Annotated in this window: 10 protein-coding genes and 2 tRNA genes; 2 read left to right on the top strand and 10 right to left on the bottom strand. The window is 41.6% G+C overall.

Translation table 11 applies throughout. The features are described 5' to 3' along the window. Positions 1–14: 14 nt before the first annotated feature. The 8 genes from T426_RS0103620 to T426_RS22610 all read right to left on the bottom strand — a co-directional run bounded on the left by T426_RS0103620 (position 15) and on the right by T426_RS22610 (position 15,829). Entirely contained in the window at positions 15–2,843 is a 2,829-nt protein-coding gene (locus T426_RS0103620) for a SusC/RagA family TonB-linked outer membrane protein (RefSeq protein WP_199898526.1), read from the bottom strand. Between the two features lie 26 nt (positions 2,844–2,869). Further along, a complete protein-coding gene (locus tag T426_RS0103615; protein WP_025864152.1) occupies positions 2,870–4,690 on the bottom strand; it encodes a RagB/SusD family nutrient uptake outer membrane protein in 1,821 nt (606 codons plus the stop codon). Positions 4,691–4,700: 10 nt separating this feature from the next. Beyond that, positions 4,701–7,856, bottom strand: a complete 3,156-nt coding sequence (locus T426_RS0103610) for a SusC/RagA family TonB-linked outer membrane protein (RefSeq protein ID WP_025864151.1) — start codon at positions 7,854–7,856, stop codon at positions 4,701–4,703. Between the two features lie 1,038 nt (positions 7,857–8,894). Next, positions 8,895–12,707, bottom strand: coding sequence for a hybrid sensor histidine kinase/response regulator transcription factor (locus T426_RS0103605; protein WP_244957738.1), 3,813 nt, complete (start codon positions 12,705–12,707; stop codon positions 8,895–8,897). 629 nt (positions 12,708–13,336) lie between these two features. Continuing rightward, positions 13,337–13,411 (bottom strand) — tRNA-Pro (locus T426_RS0103600). Positions 13,412–13,445: 34 nt separating this feature from the next. Continuing rightward, positions 13,446–13,535 (bottom strand) — tRNA-Ser (locus T426_RS0103595). A gap of 619 nt (positions 13,536–14,154) precedes the next feature. Then, positions 14,155–15,075, bottom strand: a complete 921-nt coding sequence (locus tag T426_RS0103590; protein ID WP_025864150.1) for a bifunctional metallophosphatase/5'-nucleotidase — start codon at positions 15,073–15,075, stop codon at positions 14,155–14,157. Next, positions 15,065–15,829 carry a 5'-nucleotidase C-terminal domain-containing protein gene (locus T426_RS22610; RefSeq protein WP_025864149.1) on the bottom strand — a complete coding sequence of 255 codons (765 nt, stop codon included), beginning with the start codon at positions 15,827–15,829 and terminating at the stop codon, positions 15,065–15,067. Before T426_RS22610 ends, T426_RS0103590 begins: the two co-directional genes overlap by 11 nt. A gap of 192 nt (positions 15,830–16,021) precedes the next feature. On the opposite strand from T426_RS22610, the gene T426_RS0103580 reads away from it, so the two are divergent. Continuing rightward, positions 16,022–17,041: an N-acetylmuramoyl-L-alanine amidase family protein gene (locus tag T426_RS0103580; RefSeq protein ID WP_081782414.1), complete on the top strand. Its 1,020-nt coding sequence runs from the start codon at positions 16,022–16,024 to the stop codon at positions 17,039–17,041. Positions 17,042–17,052: 11 nt separating this feature from the next. Further along, on the top strand, positions 17,053–17,460 hold the full coding sequence (locus T426_RS0103575) for a thiol-disulfide oxidoreductase DCC family protein (protein ID WP_025864147.1): 408 nt from the start codon (positions 17,053–17,055) through the stop codon (positions 17,458–17,460). Between the two features lie 14 nt (positions 17,461–17,474). Here the strand turns inward: T426_RS0103575 and T426_RS0103570 are convergent, their stop codons facing one another. Together T426_RS0103570 and T426_RS0103565 are read right to left on the bottom strand one after the other, a co-directional pair. After that, positions 17,475–18,017 (bottom strand): DUF4924 family protein, encoded by a 543-nt coding sequence (locus tag T426_RS0103570; RefSeq protein ID WP_025864146.1) that lies wholly within the window; start codon positions 18,015–18,017, stop codon positions 17,475–17,477. 55 nt (positions 18,018–18,072) lie between these two features. Beyond that, positions 18,073–18,453, bottom strand: a complete 381-nt coding sequence (locus T426_RS0103565) for an RNA-binding S4 domain-containing protein (protein WP_025864145.1) — start codon at positions 18,451–18,453, stop codon at positions 18,073–18,075. Between the last annotated feature and the right edge of the window lie 8 nt (positions 18,454–18,461).

Genomic DNA, 18,461 nt, shown 5'->3' with positions numbered 1-18,461 from the left:
TGTTTTTTAGTCCCTTAAAATTCAGCTTTGATACCCATATTGTAGAAACGTGTCTGGGGTACACCACCAACGTTCAGCTGCAGAATATCCCTATTCTTTGAAATAGTCAGCAGGTTTGAGCCACTGACATAAATATTCAAACCTTTCAGATAAGAGTTTTGCAAAACACTCTTCGGCAAAGAATAAGTCAACTGTACTTTAGAAAGATCTACACGATCAGTACTATAAGTCCAGAAATCTGAGTTACGGAAGTTATTGTTTCCACTTAGAGTAGTTAACCGAGGATAGGTTGCAGTATTCTTATTTTCTTCAGTCCAGCTGTCGCGGACGACATCTGAATACTTTCTATCACCGTATACCCAATAATAGTCACTGTTCTTCATGCCTGTTCCTCCAATCGACGTTGTTCCGAGAACAAAGAGTGTCAAGTCTTTCCATTGAGCTGTAAAATTTAATCCACCGGTAAACGTACTTCCCCAATGTCCGATCATTACTTCATCTCGTTCATCAATCACACCGTCTCCGTTCTGGTCTTTGTACTTAATATCACCCGGCTTGACCTCACCAAATTTCTGCAATGCATGGCTATCAATATCAGCTTGGTCGGCGAAAAAACCTTCGCTCTGCAAGCCGAAAATAGCGTCGACCGGTTTACCGGCACGATTGCGATACGAGTCTTCATAAAGCTCATCGCGCTTCAATGCTTTCGTCTTTACATAGGTTCCGGCTGCACCAATCGTCAAATTCACTTCTCCCAACTGTTTATGGAAATTCAACTGAAAATCAAATCCATGATAGCCGTTTGCTTCAAAATTTGTATAAGGCACAAAAGATGTTTCGGGGTAAGAAGTATAGAAATAACTCGGATATTGTGTATAAGCCAGAACAGGCATTCCATCCTTTTTGATAAAGAATGCAGTCGCCTTGAGATCCAGTTTCCTGTTAAACAAAGAACTTTCTATTCCGAAATTGACTTCCTTTCGCTTGGTATAGGTCAAATTTCTGTTTGCCCCACGTAAAATGGTAGTCGTTCTGTTCGTGAAGTTTCCATCCTGCCATGAAAAATAGGCAGTGGGAGCATAAACAGCATCGTACAAATAATAGTTGTCAATATCCAAATCGGTGTTAACAATACCAGCGGAGGCGGTCAGCTTTAAGTGATTAATTACGTCAGAACCTTTCAGAAAACCTTCATCGCTCAATACCCATCCCAAATTCAGCGTTGGTGAAAAAGCAACTCGTTTTTTGGTAGACAATTTGGTCGAGTTAACAACTGCGCCACTGAAGTCTACATAGTATTTGTGCGCATAATTGTATGCCATTTGAACTCCAAGATTGGCGTTAGTGCCATACTGGAAATTGTCGGTTTGTCGTTGCCGGGTTGCCGCAGCAACTAACATGGCAGATACATTATGCTTTTCCTTGAAAGTATTCACATAGTCGAAGTGAAAATTAAAATCAATCACCTGATCGTTCCAATTGTCACTCAGATTTTGAGTACCGGTATTACTATCTTTATTGTATTTGGTAAGACTGGTAATGGAGTCATTATTAGCGTCCCAAGTCGGAACATAGACAGCATACGTATTATTAATCGATTCATTATACGTATTCGAATAGTCGACACTCATTTGTCCATGAAAGGACAAGCCTTGCAAAAACTTGTTAAGATCGGCATTAACTCCGCCAGTATACTGAAACTGACGACTGGTGAAAGTAGTATATCCAGCCGCATATGCATCGGCAATCGGGTTTGTGAGATATTGCTGAGAGCCTCCCAACAAATATTTTCCACCAATAATATGCCGGCTATTAGCCACCAACTGCTGAGCAGCATCCGAGGTTTTCGAAATTAAATCAATCGGGATAAGTGGTGAAAAACGATGAGGCTGAATAGAAGCTGCCTCATTCCAATAATTACCATTTGCCGAGCGGCTGTCATAGAATACTGTTGAGACATTAACATAGGTAGTGATATAGTCATTAATCTTTAAATCAATATTACCACGCACGTTCAACCGATTATTCGTCTCGTTGTTTCCTTCACCAATTTTCAACAACGAATTCTGGTTCTGAAAGCCAACCTCTGCATAGAATCGGGCACGATCGTTACCACCCGAAAATTGCGCATTAGCGGAATAGGTGTTAAACAACTTGCGCAAATAATCGGACGAATAGTAGTTAACGTCCGGGTATCGATATGGATTTGATTGAGTTGCATAATTACTAATCGTGGCATCATCATACAAAGGAGCAAGTCCATCATTCACCGAAGCCTGATTGTAATACTTCATGTATTCAGCTGAGCCAAGATATTTTGGATAAGCTATCGGCATGTTAACACCTGCGTTAGCACGAACACTAGTCCAACGTTTACCGGCTTTTCCTCGTTTTGTCGTAATCTGAATTACTCCGTTGGCGGCACGACTACCATATAATACAACTGCATTAGCGCCTTTTAAAAATGTAATCTGCGCTATTTCACTTGGCGTAACATCATTTATAGAACGAGGGACTCCGTCAATTAGTACTAACGCATTTCCCATATTCCACAGATTATTTCCGCCAACATAAGCGGCAACACCATCCAACGTATTAGTACTATATCCCTTATCCAGGTAATCCGAAGGATTCAATACGGAGATAGCACCGGACACGTCTTTCTCTTCTTCAGTCCTATATGCTACATTCACCGTTTTATCACCGGCTCCGTAAACCACATGCACCAAAGAGTCATTTCCGGAAATGGCATTATTTTCAATATTGGAAGTTTGTCCTGCAGCTCCCCCAATGAAACCGAAGCACATTCCGAATAAAATCATTCCTATTCTTATAAGTTTCATTATTCTTCCTTTTTTAGTTAAGTTATTTACCATCCCGGATTCTGACCAAATGAAGGATAGAGGGATACATCGTCAATTTTCAGTGGCAACCAATAGTCTTTGGGTTCAAAGGGACGTGTCAAAATCACTTTTTCTTTCATATTGATTGGTTTACCATCAGCACCACGGTCAAAATCGACTTCGGTTTTTTCCCGATATTTCAATTCTCCCGCAAGCATCCAACGCCGTAGATCATTAAAACGGAAGTCACCCTCAAAACCGAGTTCAACAGCACGCTCACGGACAATCTCGCCCATAAACTTATCTTTGTCGGCTACATATTTCTGTGCAACCGGACCAGCTCCACTGCGGGTTCTCACCTTGTTGAATGCCTCCTCAGCAGTCATATATCCTGGATAACTAGCAGTTGCCGAACCATATCCTTGCAAAACTGCTTCGGAATACATCAGGTAAACATCTGCCAAACGCATATAGGACAAGTGCATGTAATTGTCAGGGAAATTATCAATGCTATTGGCCGTCATTGGCGTAAGTTTTCGAAGCAAATAGCCGGTACGACCTGTAGCCTGGGCATTTCGACTGTGTCCTCCGTTATATAATGCCGCATAACGATACTTTTCTTTGTCTGCCGGAGCCGAACCTTTAATTACCTGATCGCCGTCAATAACAATGTCGTGGTAAAAGCGCGGATCACGATTAGCCCAGGGATCTGCCGGATCATAACCAGATTGGGGATCATCGATCGGCAAACCATTAGCCATACCATAATTTTCAACAAACCGGGCATTCGGTGATGAATAACCACCACCAATATTTGCCTCCGTAAAAAGAGAACTTGGCCCCCAGGGACAACCTAAAAACCAAGAGCTATAAACAGGTGACTGAAAAATGGTTTCAGGATATCCAGGTATTGCTCCGTTTCGTCCACTACTATAAAAAAGATTGCTGTAATTCGAGAAATCAACCAACCTTACTTTAGTAGCTCCGCTATCGACATACTTCAATAATTCAGCAAATGCTGCTGCCGCCTTCTGACAATAATCGGCATTAAAAGTAGCATTGCCGGTAGAAGATTTATTCATCAAGGGGCTTCCTGCATAGAGATAATCTTTGCCTAAATAGCCCAACGCTGTTATCTTGGTGATTCGTTGTTCGTTTTTCCCCAGTGTAAGCTTACCTGCCTCTGTATTATCCCAATCAACTGGTAAAAGGTTGGCAGCTTCCCTAAAGTCACGAGCCACACTATCGGCCAGCTGCTGATAACTCAGACGCGGCAATTCCAGCTTTTCGTTGGATGACAACACATGATTTATGTACGGAAGTCCTCCCCAGTAACTCATCAGCTCGAAATGGAACCAGCCTCTGAAAAACAACAATTGACCTTTAATCAGATCCTTCTCCTCCTGAGTCGCATCTGTTAGCAGATCCAAATTCTCCAAACCTAAATTAGCTTTACGAATAGCGTACCAAGCATTGGGCCACAAGCCTCTCCCCCGATCACCAGCTCCAGTTACAACAGAGCCATTATCTAACCAGGAAATCCAAGCGCTGTTTGTCCAACCCCAGTAGTCTCCCTTATCAAATATGTCATCCAACCATATTCCACCATCTTTGTGAACAACTTCGTCCCCCATATTCCAGTCACAGGCCCAAGTCGCCGAAGTATAATCCGGAACACAGCTATATAACATTTCTGTATATCCCTGGAAATTAATGAAGTTAATAAAAGCATCCGTTGACGAAACTTCCGCCTCAGGTGCCCTGTCGAGAAATTTAGTACAAGCGGTTAGTCCTATTATCGAGAAAAAGACCAGACCTCTTAAAATATTTTTTATATATCTTTTCATTACGCCTGTTTTAGAAAGTTAAATTAAGCCCAAGATTGATACGTCTCACGGTAGGATAGGCAGTAGATGCCCCCATATTAACTTCACGATCATCCGGCATCTTCGTCCATAACAATAAATTATCGCCGTTCAAATAAACACGAAGAGAATTAGCACCAATTCGGTCAAGCCAGGATGATATATTGCTCCTGAACGTATAAGCAATCTCAGCATTCTTCAATCGAACATAGGATCCATCGTACAAATAAGTGGTTCCCGTATAGGCCATGTGAGAATCCCACCGCGGCATCGGTATATTCGCATTCGGATTATCTTTCGTCCAAACGGTACCGTTGTTGTAAGCCCTGTCAATATGTCCCGAGAAATCGGCCAGTGACAAATAGCGATTGGCATTGTTTACACCGTAGAACTGCACAAAAGCACTAAATCCTTTCCAATCGACACCGACTTTTGCACTATATGTATTCTGAGGACGCTCGGGATATCCATAGGGCACATTATCGTAAGAGTCAATAACACCATCGCCATTAAAATCCACGATATAAAGGTTCCCAGGTAGCTTCTCTGCATCATATGTATTCAACTGAGTACTACTGTAAACCTGATCCCAAGTATTATAGTAACCGTCACTTATCATTGAACGGGTTTGTCCAATCTGTTTTCCTTCAGTTTTCAGATAATTATCCTTGAGCAGCGGATCATCCGCTTCAATAACCCGATCTTTCGAATGTGACATATTAAAGTTCCCCCACAGGTGAACTCCGTTAGGTAATGTCTTATTAACACGTAATTCTAATTCATAACCTTTTACCCGAACCTTACCGAGGTTAGCCATTGCCGGTGTACCGCCAAAATAGGAAGGAACAGCCCGGCGGTCGCCTGCCAACAGAATATCTGTCCGATAATCGTTAAAAACGTCTACACTACCTGCAAATAAGTTATTCAGGAAAGAGTAGTCTACCCCAAAGTTGGCTTTCGCGACCTTCTCCCAATGAATATCCGGGTTTCCGATTTTAGATTCCGACCACCACGTATAGGGACTGGTATCGGAACTGGTTGACCCCAGATGCGTATTACCTCCGTAGGACCACTGGGTCATGTAGAGCCACCGTTCACTCACGTTGTCATCCCCTACCAATCCATAGGAAGCACGAAGTTTCAGCATATCCAGAAATTTCAATGATTTCATAAACCCTTCCTGGCTAATCATCCATCCTACAGCTCCGGAAGGGAAAAAAGCAAAACGATTGTTAGGGCCAAATTTCTCCGATCCGTTATAGGCACCATTTACCTCGAGAAAGTATTTGGATGCATAATTATAAGTAACACGGGAAACCCAGTCCTCACGAAAATGCTGAAATTCACTACCGGTAGCGTATTGGTCACGACTAAACACTCCCATCGCTGTTACGTCGTGCTGACCGAATTTTCTGCCATAATTTAACTGCAATTCATAATACAACTTGCGGTAGTTCTCACTTCCTCCCCACTTGTTTTTATACGTTTCATCAGCCCGGGGGCTCCAACGCGTTGGTATAAAGTCAAACTGGTTTGTGCCTAAATATTGAGTATAGGTTGCTTCTCCAGTAGCAGGATCTATCCATTTTTGCTGGATATTACCATTGTCATAAATTCCTCCGACGGTTTTAAAGGTATTATCGTAAGAGAAAGTACCTTTTGCATTCAGCCCCTTTAGGATCATACTTAAATCCTGCTTCAAAGTATAATCAGTATTAATCCGGGTAGTTGTAATTTTCCGGATACCGTTATTGGCTATTGTAGCAGCAGAGTTAATAGCATCAACCTCATGCTTGAAATAGTATCCCCACGAACCATCCGGATACTTAGGTAAATAGGCGTCTGGTGGGGTACTGTAAATACTACTCCATATACGATATTCCCAATCGTCCTGACCGTATGCATCCTGCTTAACGCCGTATGAACCGGAAAGATTGACTGTAAGTACCGTTGTTTTAGTCAAATTGAAATCCAAATTGCTTCGAACATTAAGGCGATTATATCCATATCCGGGACTATAAGATTTTCCATTGGGGATCTTCTTTAAAATATCGCCTTCGTATAAATAGTCAACCGAAGTGAAGTATTTTACAAACGAAGTACCACCCGAAGCATTTACATTAACATTATGATCCATGGCAAATTTCTTGATCATCACGTCATGCCAATCTACGTTTGGGTAACGCTCTCTTTCTGTTTCATTGGCAGGATTACGATATTTGTTGAGTATTTCTTGAGGCAGATATTCATTCCACGCTGACGGATAAAGCGCCAATTCACGTTCGATTGCTTGATTTCGCAAATTCAGCGCATCATAAGAGTCATATTTACTCGCCAGTTTCGATGGCAATTTCATGGTTGTATTGGTAGTAACCCGGATCTGAGCCTTACCTTCCTTTCCATGCTTTGTGGTAATCAAAATTACACCATTCGCACCTCTTACACCATACACCGCAGTAGCCGAAGCATCCTTTAATACAGAGATACTGGCAATCGAACTAACATCCACACTGTTCATTGGTCGTTCGATTCCATCAACCAAAATCAGCGGGTCGCTGTTATTCCACGTACTTTGGCCCCGAATATAAATCTTGGGATCTTCGGCTCCTGGAGTTCCTTGTGTTGAGACTGTTATAACTCCCGGCAAATTACCGGTTAAAGCTTGCCCCACAGTCGGAACACCTCCAGACTTCTCCAGTACTTCGCCCTTGGTCTGCGCTATTGCGCCAACCACACTCTTCTTTTTCTGCTGACCATATCCAACCACAACTGTTTCATTCAACTGAACCGATTGAGGCTTTAAGACAACAGTAATACTCTTTTTTGTATCAACCGGAATTTCCTGTGCCTTCATACCGATGAAAGAAACCATGAGTGCTTTTGCCCCTTCTGGCACTCTGAGAGAGAACTTTCCGTTTACATCAGTAACAACACCAATCGTTGGCTCTCCTTTTACCACAACTGCAGCTCCGACAATTGGTTCGTGCTGTTCGTCTACCACAGTACCGTGAACATAAGTCTCGTTTTGTGCAAACACTGATGTACTACTGCAAATTAGCAATAAGACAATCCCGATTCCTGAGACAAACAACTTCAATCTTAATGCTGATAAAGAAATTGTTTGATATTGTATCTTTCTGTTTTTCATTTCCTATATTAATTTCATTATCTATATCTTTTGACAGTTTTCCACTAACAAGAAATATTCAGGTGACTATTTTGTCGCAAATAATCATTGACCTCCCAAGAGGCATACAGTAGTTGTTCTTTGTCTTAATCATAGGCTTGAATTTTAAATCGATTTTAGTTATTCAATAGTAGTAGTTACAAATCACTTGAGAATCAATCCCAAATAAGTGTGCTGCAGAAGAAGTCAGAAAATTCCTGGAAATGAAAAAGTAATCCCTAATCCAGGTGATATGCTTTTTGTCTGAGCCAATTGGAGTAAAGTGAATCACAAGAGATCCCAAGACACAAAATACCCGATAAGTATTTCGATAACTCCGCTTACGAATACAGCTTCTAAAGCTATGCACAACAAGCTATTTGAATGATACCTATCATCGCAATACTGAAATATCCACGCATTGCAGATCACATTCCAAATCAAATCAACCTGCCATTTGGCAATGTTGATTTATCACCCGGAATCAGCAGGTAATCAAACTCGTGCACACAACAAGTGACACTACACAATCTCCTGAACAATAGAAAAATGAGGGTGTGGGAATTTTAGTTTTAGAAAAAGCCAAACGCTTTACTGGTCGTAATGATAATTTATTCATAGCAACAATGTTAGGTTTGAAACATTTATCGTACTAGCGTAAAACTAAACCCTGACATTATTTTGATATTTCAATTACAGACACAGATTTTTAAATTTGAGACACAAATAAATGGAAGGAATCAAAAAACAACACAACACGCTCATATTATGACCATTAACAACAAGCAATCTCACCTCAATTCTGAACTGTATGTTAAATCAACTTCTTGATGGTATGCTTTTGTAATTTTAGATATTGATTTTAAAATTTAGATTTTTACACTCAAGCAAAACACATTAAAATCTAAATATCAATCACTTAGCGAAAACATAAATAACTAAAATATATGACAACTCTTCGTATATCATTTTAACGAACATACATCAGCTACAACAACGACCAGACCAATCCATACCGAGCTACAATACATCTGTCGGGGATTTTCCAAAATGCTTTTTAAATACAGTGCTAAAATATCCGACACTGGAGAATCCACATAGCTCACTAATCTCTGTGACCGTGTGACGTCCCTCCTGCAAGAGCTCCAACGCATGATCCAGCCGAACGCTTTTTACAAAATCCGTAGGAGATTGATCCGTCAGAGATTTAACCTTTTTGTACAGTAGAGATGAACTCACGTTCATGGCAGATGCAAATTCATCTTTGTTGAATTCGGTATTGGAAATATTTGCCCTGACAACCTCTAACATCTGTTTTACAAACTTATCATTCATCTCATTTGTCAGTATAGATTCCTGTTCGTCACTTCTTATTAATTTCAGAGCCTTTTCCCTTACCGCATTTCGGTTCTGAACAATTGATTTTATCTTCTGTATCAAAACAGACACATCAAATGGTTTGGTCAAATAATCATCGGCCCCAAGACCCAGACCATGCAACTCCTGCGCTTTTGCAGACATGGATGTAAGAAGAATGACAGGAATATGGGAAGTCTCATAAGTTAACTTCATCTTTTGGCACAATTCGAAGCCATTCATATTAGGCATCATAATATCCGAAACAACCAAGTCGGGCATACTTTTCTGAATGAGTCTCCACGCCTCATCACCATCGCCAGCATCGTGTACTTCAAATTGTTCCCCAAATGCATTCTTCAAAAACCCTCTTAAATCATCATTATCCTCAACCACCAAGATCCGCATTTTAGTTAGCGGAGCCTGAACAGGTGGTTCTTCAATCTCCCCGTCATCCAAATATAAAGGCGAACCAATTTTCTTGCTTTTTTCATCTTTTCTGAGGGACTCTTCATCCGGTAATATCTTTTTCTTTGGAATAACCACCTGAAATGTAGTTCCTGTATTCTCCTGGCTGGTGCAAAAAATATCGCCGCCATGCATATGAATATAATTCCTGGTCAGTATAAGCCCGATGCCTGAACCAACAATTTTTGAGTTTATAGCATTCTCTGCCCGGTAAAACTCTTTAAAAAGCTGCCGTTGAGCCTTTTTACTTATACCAATACCATGATCTGTTACTTCCAAACTCCATTTACTATCGTTACATTCCAAACTAATGTGAACCTCAGAATTAGGATGAGAATACTTGATTGCATTTGATAAGAGATTATCCAAAACTTTCTCAATCAAAACTTCATCCAAAGCCGCTTCATACCTCGATTGATCTGAATCAAAGACAAGGCTTATATCTTTACTTTTCGCCAGCGATTCAAACATCTGGATTCTATTTTGAATCACTTTCACTACATCTGTCATCGTCAGATTAAGCTGCTCCTTTCCAACATCTACTTTCTCGAAATCCATTAACTGTGTTACCACGGAAGATAGGCGTCGGGTTTGCTCTGTTGCCAGGTTTAAATAGTAGCGTCCAAGTTTGCTCAGGTTCGACTCTTTATTCAGTTCCTCAATAGGTGCACCAATAAGAGTCAGCGAAGTACGAATATCATGCACCGTATTTGTAAAAAAACGAATTTTTTCTTCCGAGTGCTGTTTCTTGAGTCTATCGATATAATAGGCAAAAACAATTATTGTTATTCCCATGACAAAAAGGAACATCAGAAACTTAAACCAACCCAGTTGCCAAAAAGGGGGAATCATATGCAAAACGATGGCTCGAGCATCAATCAAATGAGACATTGAACCATCATACATCCTGATCTTCAACACATAATCTCCACTCGGGATATTAGCATAAGTAAGTGTATGATTACCAGAAGGCGTACTCCATTTATTATCCAATCCTTCCAATTTCCACGAAAATTTCGAATCTGCAACAGAAGTACCAACCGATACTAAACTAAGAGCCAGCGTATTCTGTGTATACTTTAGAGAAATAGATTTCAGACTATCAAGAGGGCTTTTTAATTTGAATTTGGGAATATCACGAATTGAGCGTCCCGAAATTAAAAGATCCTGGAAATAGATTTTTCCTTTGGGGTTTACCCGACGTATTGACTTGGGATTGAATATCACGGCTCCGCGATTAGTTCCCCAAATCAATCGACCATCCCTAAGTTGATAGTTTGCATCCCGGTTAAATGAGACGTGAGAAAGCGCCACACGCGTTGGATACACGAGCACACTGTTGTCATTAGGATCGAAACGACATAAGCCATTTTCGGTACCTATCCACAAGAAGCCGTTGGCATAAGTGATGCTGTTCAAGAAATTAGACGGCAAACCTGTCTTCGTAGTAAACTTCCCTGATTTATGAGTTTTGATGTTATACCAAACCAGCCCATCCCCACTGGTACACAACCAGATAACATCACCCCGTACCAGAATATCATAGACCAGAAATCCATCCAACAACCTGGTCGCTTCTCCGGTGCGTTTATCCAACATCACCAATCCATACGTGCAACCGAGCAAAATTTTATTAGGTGAAAGTTCCTTAATAACATCAACAGGAAAGTTGGAATATGAACGAACTTTATTTTCTTTTCCCGAGTAACAAGTTAAATCACCTTGAACCCCTCCAATCCAAATATCTCCCTGAGAATCGTTGAGAATACTAAAGACATAGTTAACGGAGATTTTTGAGTTTTTACCTCCCTTGGAATAATGTGCCAATTCCCTCCCATTCCGACTATCCAACACATATATACCCGAAGAATAAGTACCTGCCCAAATTCTTCCTTGACTGTCTTCTGATAGTGAAAGAAAAACCTGCGCTTGTTTTTTCTCGTTCTCGTAATAGGAACTCCACTTATTGTTTTTTGTATCCCAGCGACTTATCCCATTATTTGTTGCAAACCAAATATTTCGGTTCTCATCTTCAACAACGCTATTAACATCATTATCTACCAGCGAGTTATGATTATTAATCATATGCTCCACTCGCTCAACCTGAGGAGTTGCCTGTTCAAAATATGAAAGCCCCCCGCTGTATGTGCATACCCAAACTCTTCTTGAATCATCGCAAAAAATATCGTAGACTCCATTTCCATTAAGAGATGTTGGATTATCAGCATCTTGTTTGTACACGTTAAGAATCTGATCGTTACTTTTATTCAACTCCCAAATTCCTTGCCCATCAATCCCAACTAATATGGTTGAATCGGAATTCGTCTCAATAGCCAAGACCGGCTGTTTTGGTAAACCATTTATCTTATGGCTGGATACATCTTTATTATCTGTAGTAAGATAAAACATCCCATTAGATAGGGTTCCAACCCAAAGTCGATCGGATTCTTTATCATAAAACAACTTTGATACAATGATGCCCTCCGATATTCCTTTATAAAATGGCTCTGTTTCTTCATCAATTGTATTAAAGAGCATGATCTTACCTTGATAAGCAACAAATAACCGATCTCTTGTATACCATTCCAATCCGTGAATATTAGTATCGTACTTCCCAACTTGTTTCAGCTTTCCATCAGCATATCGATAAAGCCCCGCCGATGTTCCCAGCCAGATGATATTGTTGTCGTTAACCAGCACATTATTTACACTTAAATACTGGTTGGACATCATTTTACTAAGATTGGCCAGCAAATCAAAACGGTCATAGATGGAGTTATATTTAAAAATCTGCCCGTTGTTCGTATAGGCAAAAAGAACCGATTTTTTCTTGTTAAAAGCGAGTTTAACGCTAATAACGTCAGCTGTTTCGTACGGGAGCTTATAAATGTGGTAATCGTCCTCGGCAAGTCTTAAAACTCCCATTTTGGAAGAAACCCAAATGAAACCATAATTATCCTTCAGGACTTCATTAGTCTCTCTTAAAGAAATGCCAAATTTCTTGTTCATATCATGAAACTGAACATTGGCAGAAAATGAGACTATACTTGAAAACAACAAATATATAAAGAGTAACCCCTTCACTATGATAAGCTTACTTTTCCCCATTTTTTCGGCATAAGTTCCATTTTTGGAATAAGTGTAAAATATACAAATCTAAACAATACAAACAGCCATCCAAATAAATTCGCTTCCAATTCGCCCCAAAATCCCTCGTATGTTTTCCTCAGTAACAGGATAATAATTGGATTCAGATTCTCCTGGAGAAAGGTATTCCTGTCAGGTCAAGTTGTTCGTCGGTTGTTTCATCAATCACGGTTTGTGGTTGTAATAATCCGTTTCAGCCGGGAGTCATCTGTCCATTCCGGTTGTTCTCTTTTCCCCATAAACTGATCCTATCGAAAGTTCTGTCTGGTGCGCGCCGGAAAAAAGCCGGAGCCGCCACAAGCTCAGTTTAACTGAATCATTATATGACTAATAATCAATCTAAACAAAAAGCAATTTCACCAATATATGAGGTTTCATTAGCTGCATTAATGATCCTTCACTAATGCACCATTAATGACTCTTTTCCGGAGAACAGAAGATATTACAAACAAAAAAGGAGTTAAAGCAATGCTCTAACTCCCTTATTTTCGTCGGGGTACCAGGATTCGAACCTGGGACCCCCTGCTCCCAAAGCAGGTGCGCTAACCGGACTGCGCTACACCCCGAAACATATGTGACTCCCGGAGGAGTCTAAAACTGTGGCGGAGAGAGGGGGATTCGAACCCCCGGTACGGTTACCCGTACGGCAGTTTAGCAAACTGCTGGTTTCAGCCACTCACCCACCTCTCCTTTGATTTTGGGTGCTGCAAATGTAGAAATGATTTTCACTTGCTCAAAATAATTTTTGCAAAAAATAACCACTCATTGCACTTTAACTTAACAACACTACACATTTATTTGATTTTAAGAACACTACGCTAACCACTTTAACATAAACGTTAAATATTGCAAAACAGGTATTCCCAATGATTTAAGAATCAGATAGGTTTACCTCTGAATATGGGACCCAAGCACAAAAAAGCTTCCGAATGCTTGGAAAATTAGGAGATGCGGTGTACTTTCGATGTATAGATATTCAAGAACGTTCATTGAAAACGAAATAATTTTTCCGCATTAATTCCTGTATATTGGTAAACTCAACGTTATTAATAGTACCGAGTAAGCTTATGACTGTTAAGACAGGCCTCGCTCTACCTTCGGGTAGAGGCAGTTTTACTGCCGTTGGAAGTCTGACCAGCCAGGCACTCAAATCCTGTTTCATCGGGGTTTTACACAACTAGGGGTTAATGCGGTTTTTTTATGTCTTTTTCAATCAAATCTAATGCGTTCCCGTTCCACATCATCATATACAATAAAAAATCCCCAACCAAGCAGGCCGGGGATATATCGTCTCATTGTCTTGTTCTCGTTATTTAATCGGGATGGCTGTATACTCCGATTTAGCGTGTCCTCGGCGGGTTACATAAAAATCGATACGCCCCAGTAACAAACCGGCCCAGCCGACCTGATTCACCAAAATCTGCTTATTGGCTTTGTTCGTATGCATTTCCGGATGCTCGAGGAAAGTATGTGTATGTCCACCGATAATCAGGTCAGTTGCATAGGTATTATCGGCAATAATCTGATCGCTTACTTTGTCACTCCGATACTTATACCCCAGGTGCGAGAGACAAATCACCATGTCTGCGCCCTGCTGCTCCCGCAATAACTTCTCTTGCTCCAAAGCCACCTTTAGCGGATCAAGATAGCGGGTTTTTCCAAAGTTATCGGGAGCCACCAAACCATCCAGCTCTACGCCCAATCCGTAAACACCGATACGAAGGCCTCCTCGCTCAAATACTTTGTTTGGAATCGTTTTCCCGGCAAGAATGGTATCCGAGAAATCGTAATTGGAGCAGATAAACGGAAATTTGGCGTGCGGCAACTGGCTGTCGATACCTTCCAGTCCATTGTCGAACTCATGGTTTCCAATGGTCGCGGCATCGTATCCAATTTCGCTCATCAGTTCAAACTCTATTTTTCCTTTATAGAAATTGAAATAAGGAGTACCCTGAAATACATCTCCGGCATCGAGCAACAGCACGTTTTCTTCCTCTTTTCGTATCTGGTTGATTAACGCACTACGGCGGGCAATTCCTCCTTCGTTGGCATGCCGCGGCGCATCCGCCGGAAACGGATCAATATGCGAATGCCAGTCATTGGTATGTAGTACCGTCAGTTTTATGTACTCATTACTTTGGGCAGCCAGCGAAACAGCTGCTTCTCCCAACAGACCTACACCAACCGAGCCGGCAGCCAGATTTTTAATGAACGCTCTCCTATTTTGCATGATAAATCCTCCCGTCAAGTTTTGCCGTTGCCATTTTTCCTTCGTCTCCCAGTTTCCGCATATGAGCAATAATCATATCGCGCAGTTTCACGCCGGTATTCACCCGCTGCAAATTTTTCGACAATGACTTACTGCCGTCGCCTCCGTCGGCCAGGTAATCGCTGGTTATCATCCAATATGTTTTGTCGTTATCCAGCGGAGCTCCGTCAACTTTGCATTTTATGGCCTTATCCTTTCGGATACCCAACCGCATTCCGGCAACACCTTCTCCCCCTCTCGAGGCCATATGATTCATCAGGCGCCGCAGGTCGCTTCCTTTCAACTTTAGTAAAACGACTTCATTCTCAAAAGGCATTAGTTCAAAAATGCTTTTTACGGTCACTTCTCCTTTCGGAATGGGAGCCCGAAAACCGCCCCTGTTCATGTAACTTACTACCGGATGAATGTCCGGATATTTCTTTTGACACAATACTTTTCCTTCGGAAAGGACCAAATCGGAAACAAAATTGCCCAACAAGCTCTCCGGCCGGCCGGCAAACAGATCTTCTGAAGCCACACAAAGTTTTTGCGACATCTGTGCCTGGAGACTATCTCGATAAGGTTTAATCTGAGCTTCAATTTTTGGATCGATCGATACCTTTAGTGTGGAATCTAGTTTTATATTTTGGTACCGTACCTGGTCTACCGTTGCGGTATGTTGCTTACATGCTGCAAGAGCCATTGCAAATACCAGCAACAGAAAAAACTTCCTCATTTTCTCATTTTTCGTTAGTGGATAAAATGACTTGTCTTTTTAATAGTCATTCAAAATAACAAAACATTCAGCAAACTATTTATTACCGAAAGAGTTTAATTGTAAAATACCTTGGCTGCAATGTTGGTTTTGTCTGAATCTGAGGTTATTTTAGCGAAAAGTGAAGTAGGATTAAAAAAAGGCACTAACCTGATGCATAAAACAACTCCCGGTCCCGGTTTCCCCTCCATTTTCATACGTATCACCATTCATACCCTTTTTATCTTTCTTTGGTTCAGCAATAGTTATGCACAAAGTTCCGGTCATCCGGAAGTAAAAGCAAAAAGAGGAGACGGAATATACAATTTACTGGAACGAAATGGTTTACCTGCCGGTGAATACCTGAATAAGTTTATCCAACTGAACAAATCGAAGTTGGGGCCAAACAATTCGCTTTACGAAGGACGGAGTTATTCACTCCCGGTAGCTACCTTATATGCAGAAGAACCACTATTCGGGAAAGAGCATGAGAAGGTACGCATTCAGGACCGGAAACTGGAGGGCGCTGTATTTTACCTGGTGAGTGGTCATGGAGGTCCCGACCCGGGAGCCATCGGAAAAATCGGTAAACACCGGTTGACTGAAGATGAATATGCCTACGATGTCACGTTGCGTTTGGGACGCGCACTACTTCAACACGGAGCCAAAGTATATTTCATCATTCGTGACCCGAAAGACGGAATCCGCGATGACCATTACCTGAAAAACCGCTCGGATGAGTATTGCTATCCACATCAAAAAATTCCACTTGACCAAAACCAGAGGCTTCGCCAACGGGCTGCCACCGTAAATGAACTCTACCGGAAAGATCCTTCAGCGAAATACAAACGCTGCATTATCATTCATGTTGATGCGCGTAACCGCCACCGGAACATCGATCTCTTTTTCTATCATTACGAAAAGAGTAAAAGCGGAGAGCAACTGGCCGATGCTATGCGGCATTCGATGATGGAGAATTACAAGGAAAATCAACCGAACCGGGGATACAATGGAACAGTGTCGAGCCGGCGGCTTTACATGCTGACGCGAACAAATCCAACGGCGGTTTACATTGAAATGGGAAACATTAATCATTCGCGCGACCAACAACGGATTATTTATCCAAGTAATCGCCAGGCACTGGCTGATTGGTTGACCGAAGGCATAGTAAAAGACTACCAATCGCGACAATAAAATCGGGAGGCATGAATAGAGAGGAGAATGAACCGGTTATACTCTATGATGGTGTTTGCAACTTATGCAATGCATCCGTGCGGTTTATCCTGAAATATGAAAAAAATCCCCGCTACCGGTTTGCTCCGCTACAAGGCGGATTTGCTTCAAAAGTTCGCCATGAATATGCCCTTCCGGAAGATGCCGACAGCGTGGTTTTAATCGAAAACAACCAGATTTTTACGGCCTCAACAGCAGCACTCCGAATCGCCAAACAGTTGAAAGTGCCATGGAGCTGGCTGATTATTTTCGAAGTATTACCGGTTTCCTTTCGGGATGCTGTTTACCATTGGATTGCCAGAAATCGGTATCGCTGGTTTGGAAAGAAAGATTATTGTGAAGTGCCTTTACCGGAAGTAGCTCACCGGTTTCTTAGCTGAAGAAAGCAGAATCGCTAAAGTTCCAGTTTTCCGCTTTCGTATTGCTTGTAATAGTGTGCCAAATGCGCCAAAAACTGGCTAAACATTTTCACCGAAGCCAACGTTCCCGGCGATACCTCCTCGCCCTTCAGTTTTAATAACAGTACTCCGTAAAGCGCATTCAGGCTGGTTTCTACATCATTTTCCCCGGCTCCTCCGGCTTTCGCCGAAAATTCATCAATAAAGGGTTTCGCCTGACGAAAGAGCGTATCATATTGAGGAAGCTGACCGCTTTTCATCACCAACAAATGGAACTCATACAAATCGTTCACCTGGTTCCGGTTGATTTGCAAATGCCCTTTTTCCTTGACATTCTCGCGCTCCATCATCTGAAGCAGATTTTCATACCAACGGGCAATCTCTTCCTGCTCTCCGTTTTTACTGTCAAACTTGTCCACAATGTTTTTGCGGATGCGGGCCATGTCGAATTGATGCGCACGAATCAAATCTTCCACCTGCCACATGTAGAGGATGTACTCAACAATATTCTCTTTGCGTTTCTGACGAGCAATTAACATCGAACAAAAAATTTAGTGCTGATTTTGAAAATAGCCTTTGAGAAGTATACCGGAATCACCAGTCTCCTTTCAGTCGATCGATATCGCGACGTTCCTTTTTGGTTGGACGGCCGGTTCCGCGTTCGCGCTCGAACCAACTCATATTCTTTTGCATTTCCAGAATTTCCAGTTCTGAAGCCGGTGTAACATCCTCCATGTATTCCGGAACCAACTTAGCTCCCACCCGTTTCCCGATTAACTGTTTTACTTTGTACGAGTAAGTCACCGGATTTTTACGGACTTTCACCACTTCACCGGGTTTCAATGTCCGCGAGGGTTTTGCCGACTGACCATCAATGGTTACCCGTCCTTTTTTGCATGCATCGGTAGCGATACTGCGGGTTTTGAAAACCCGTACCGCCCACAACCATTTATCGATACGAACCTGATCTTCCATGATGCAAA

This window comes from Prolixibacter bellariivorans ATCC BAA-1284 (assembly GCF_000621705.1).
Lineage (GTDB): Bacteria > Bacteroidota > Bacteroidia > Bacteroidales > Prolixibacteraceae > Prolixibacter > Prolixibacter bellariivorans.
Note: the sequence above shows the minus strand (reverse complement) of the source record. Positions and strands in the feature narration are given on the sequence as shown.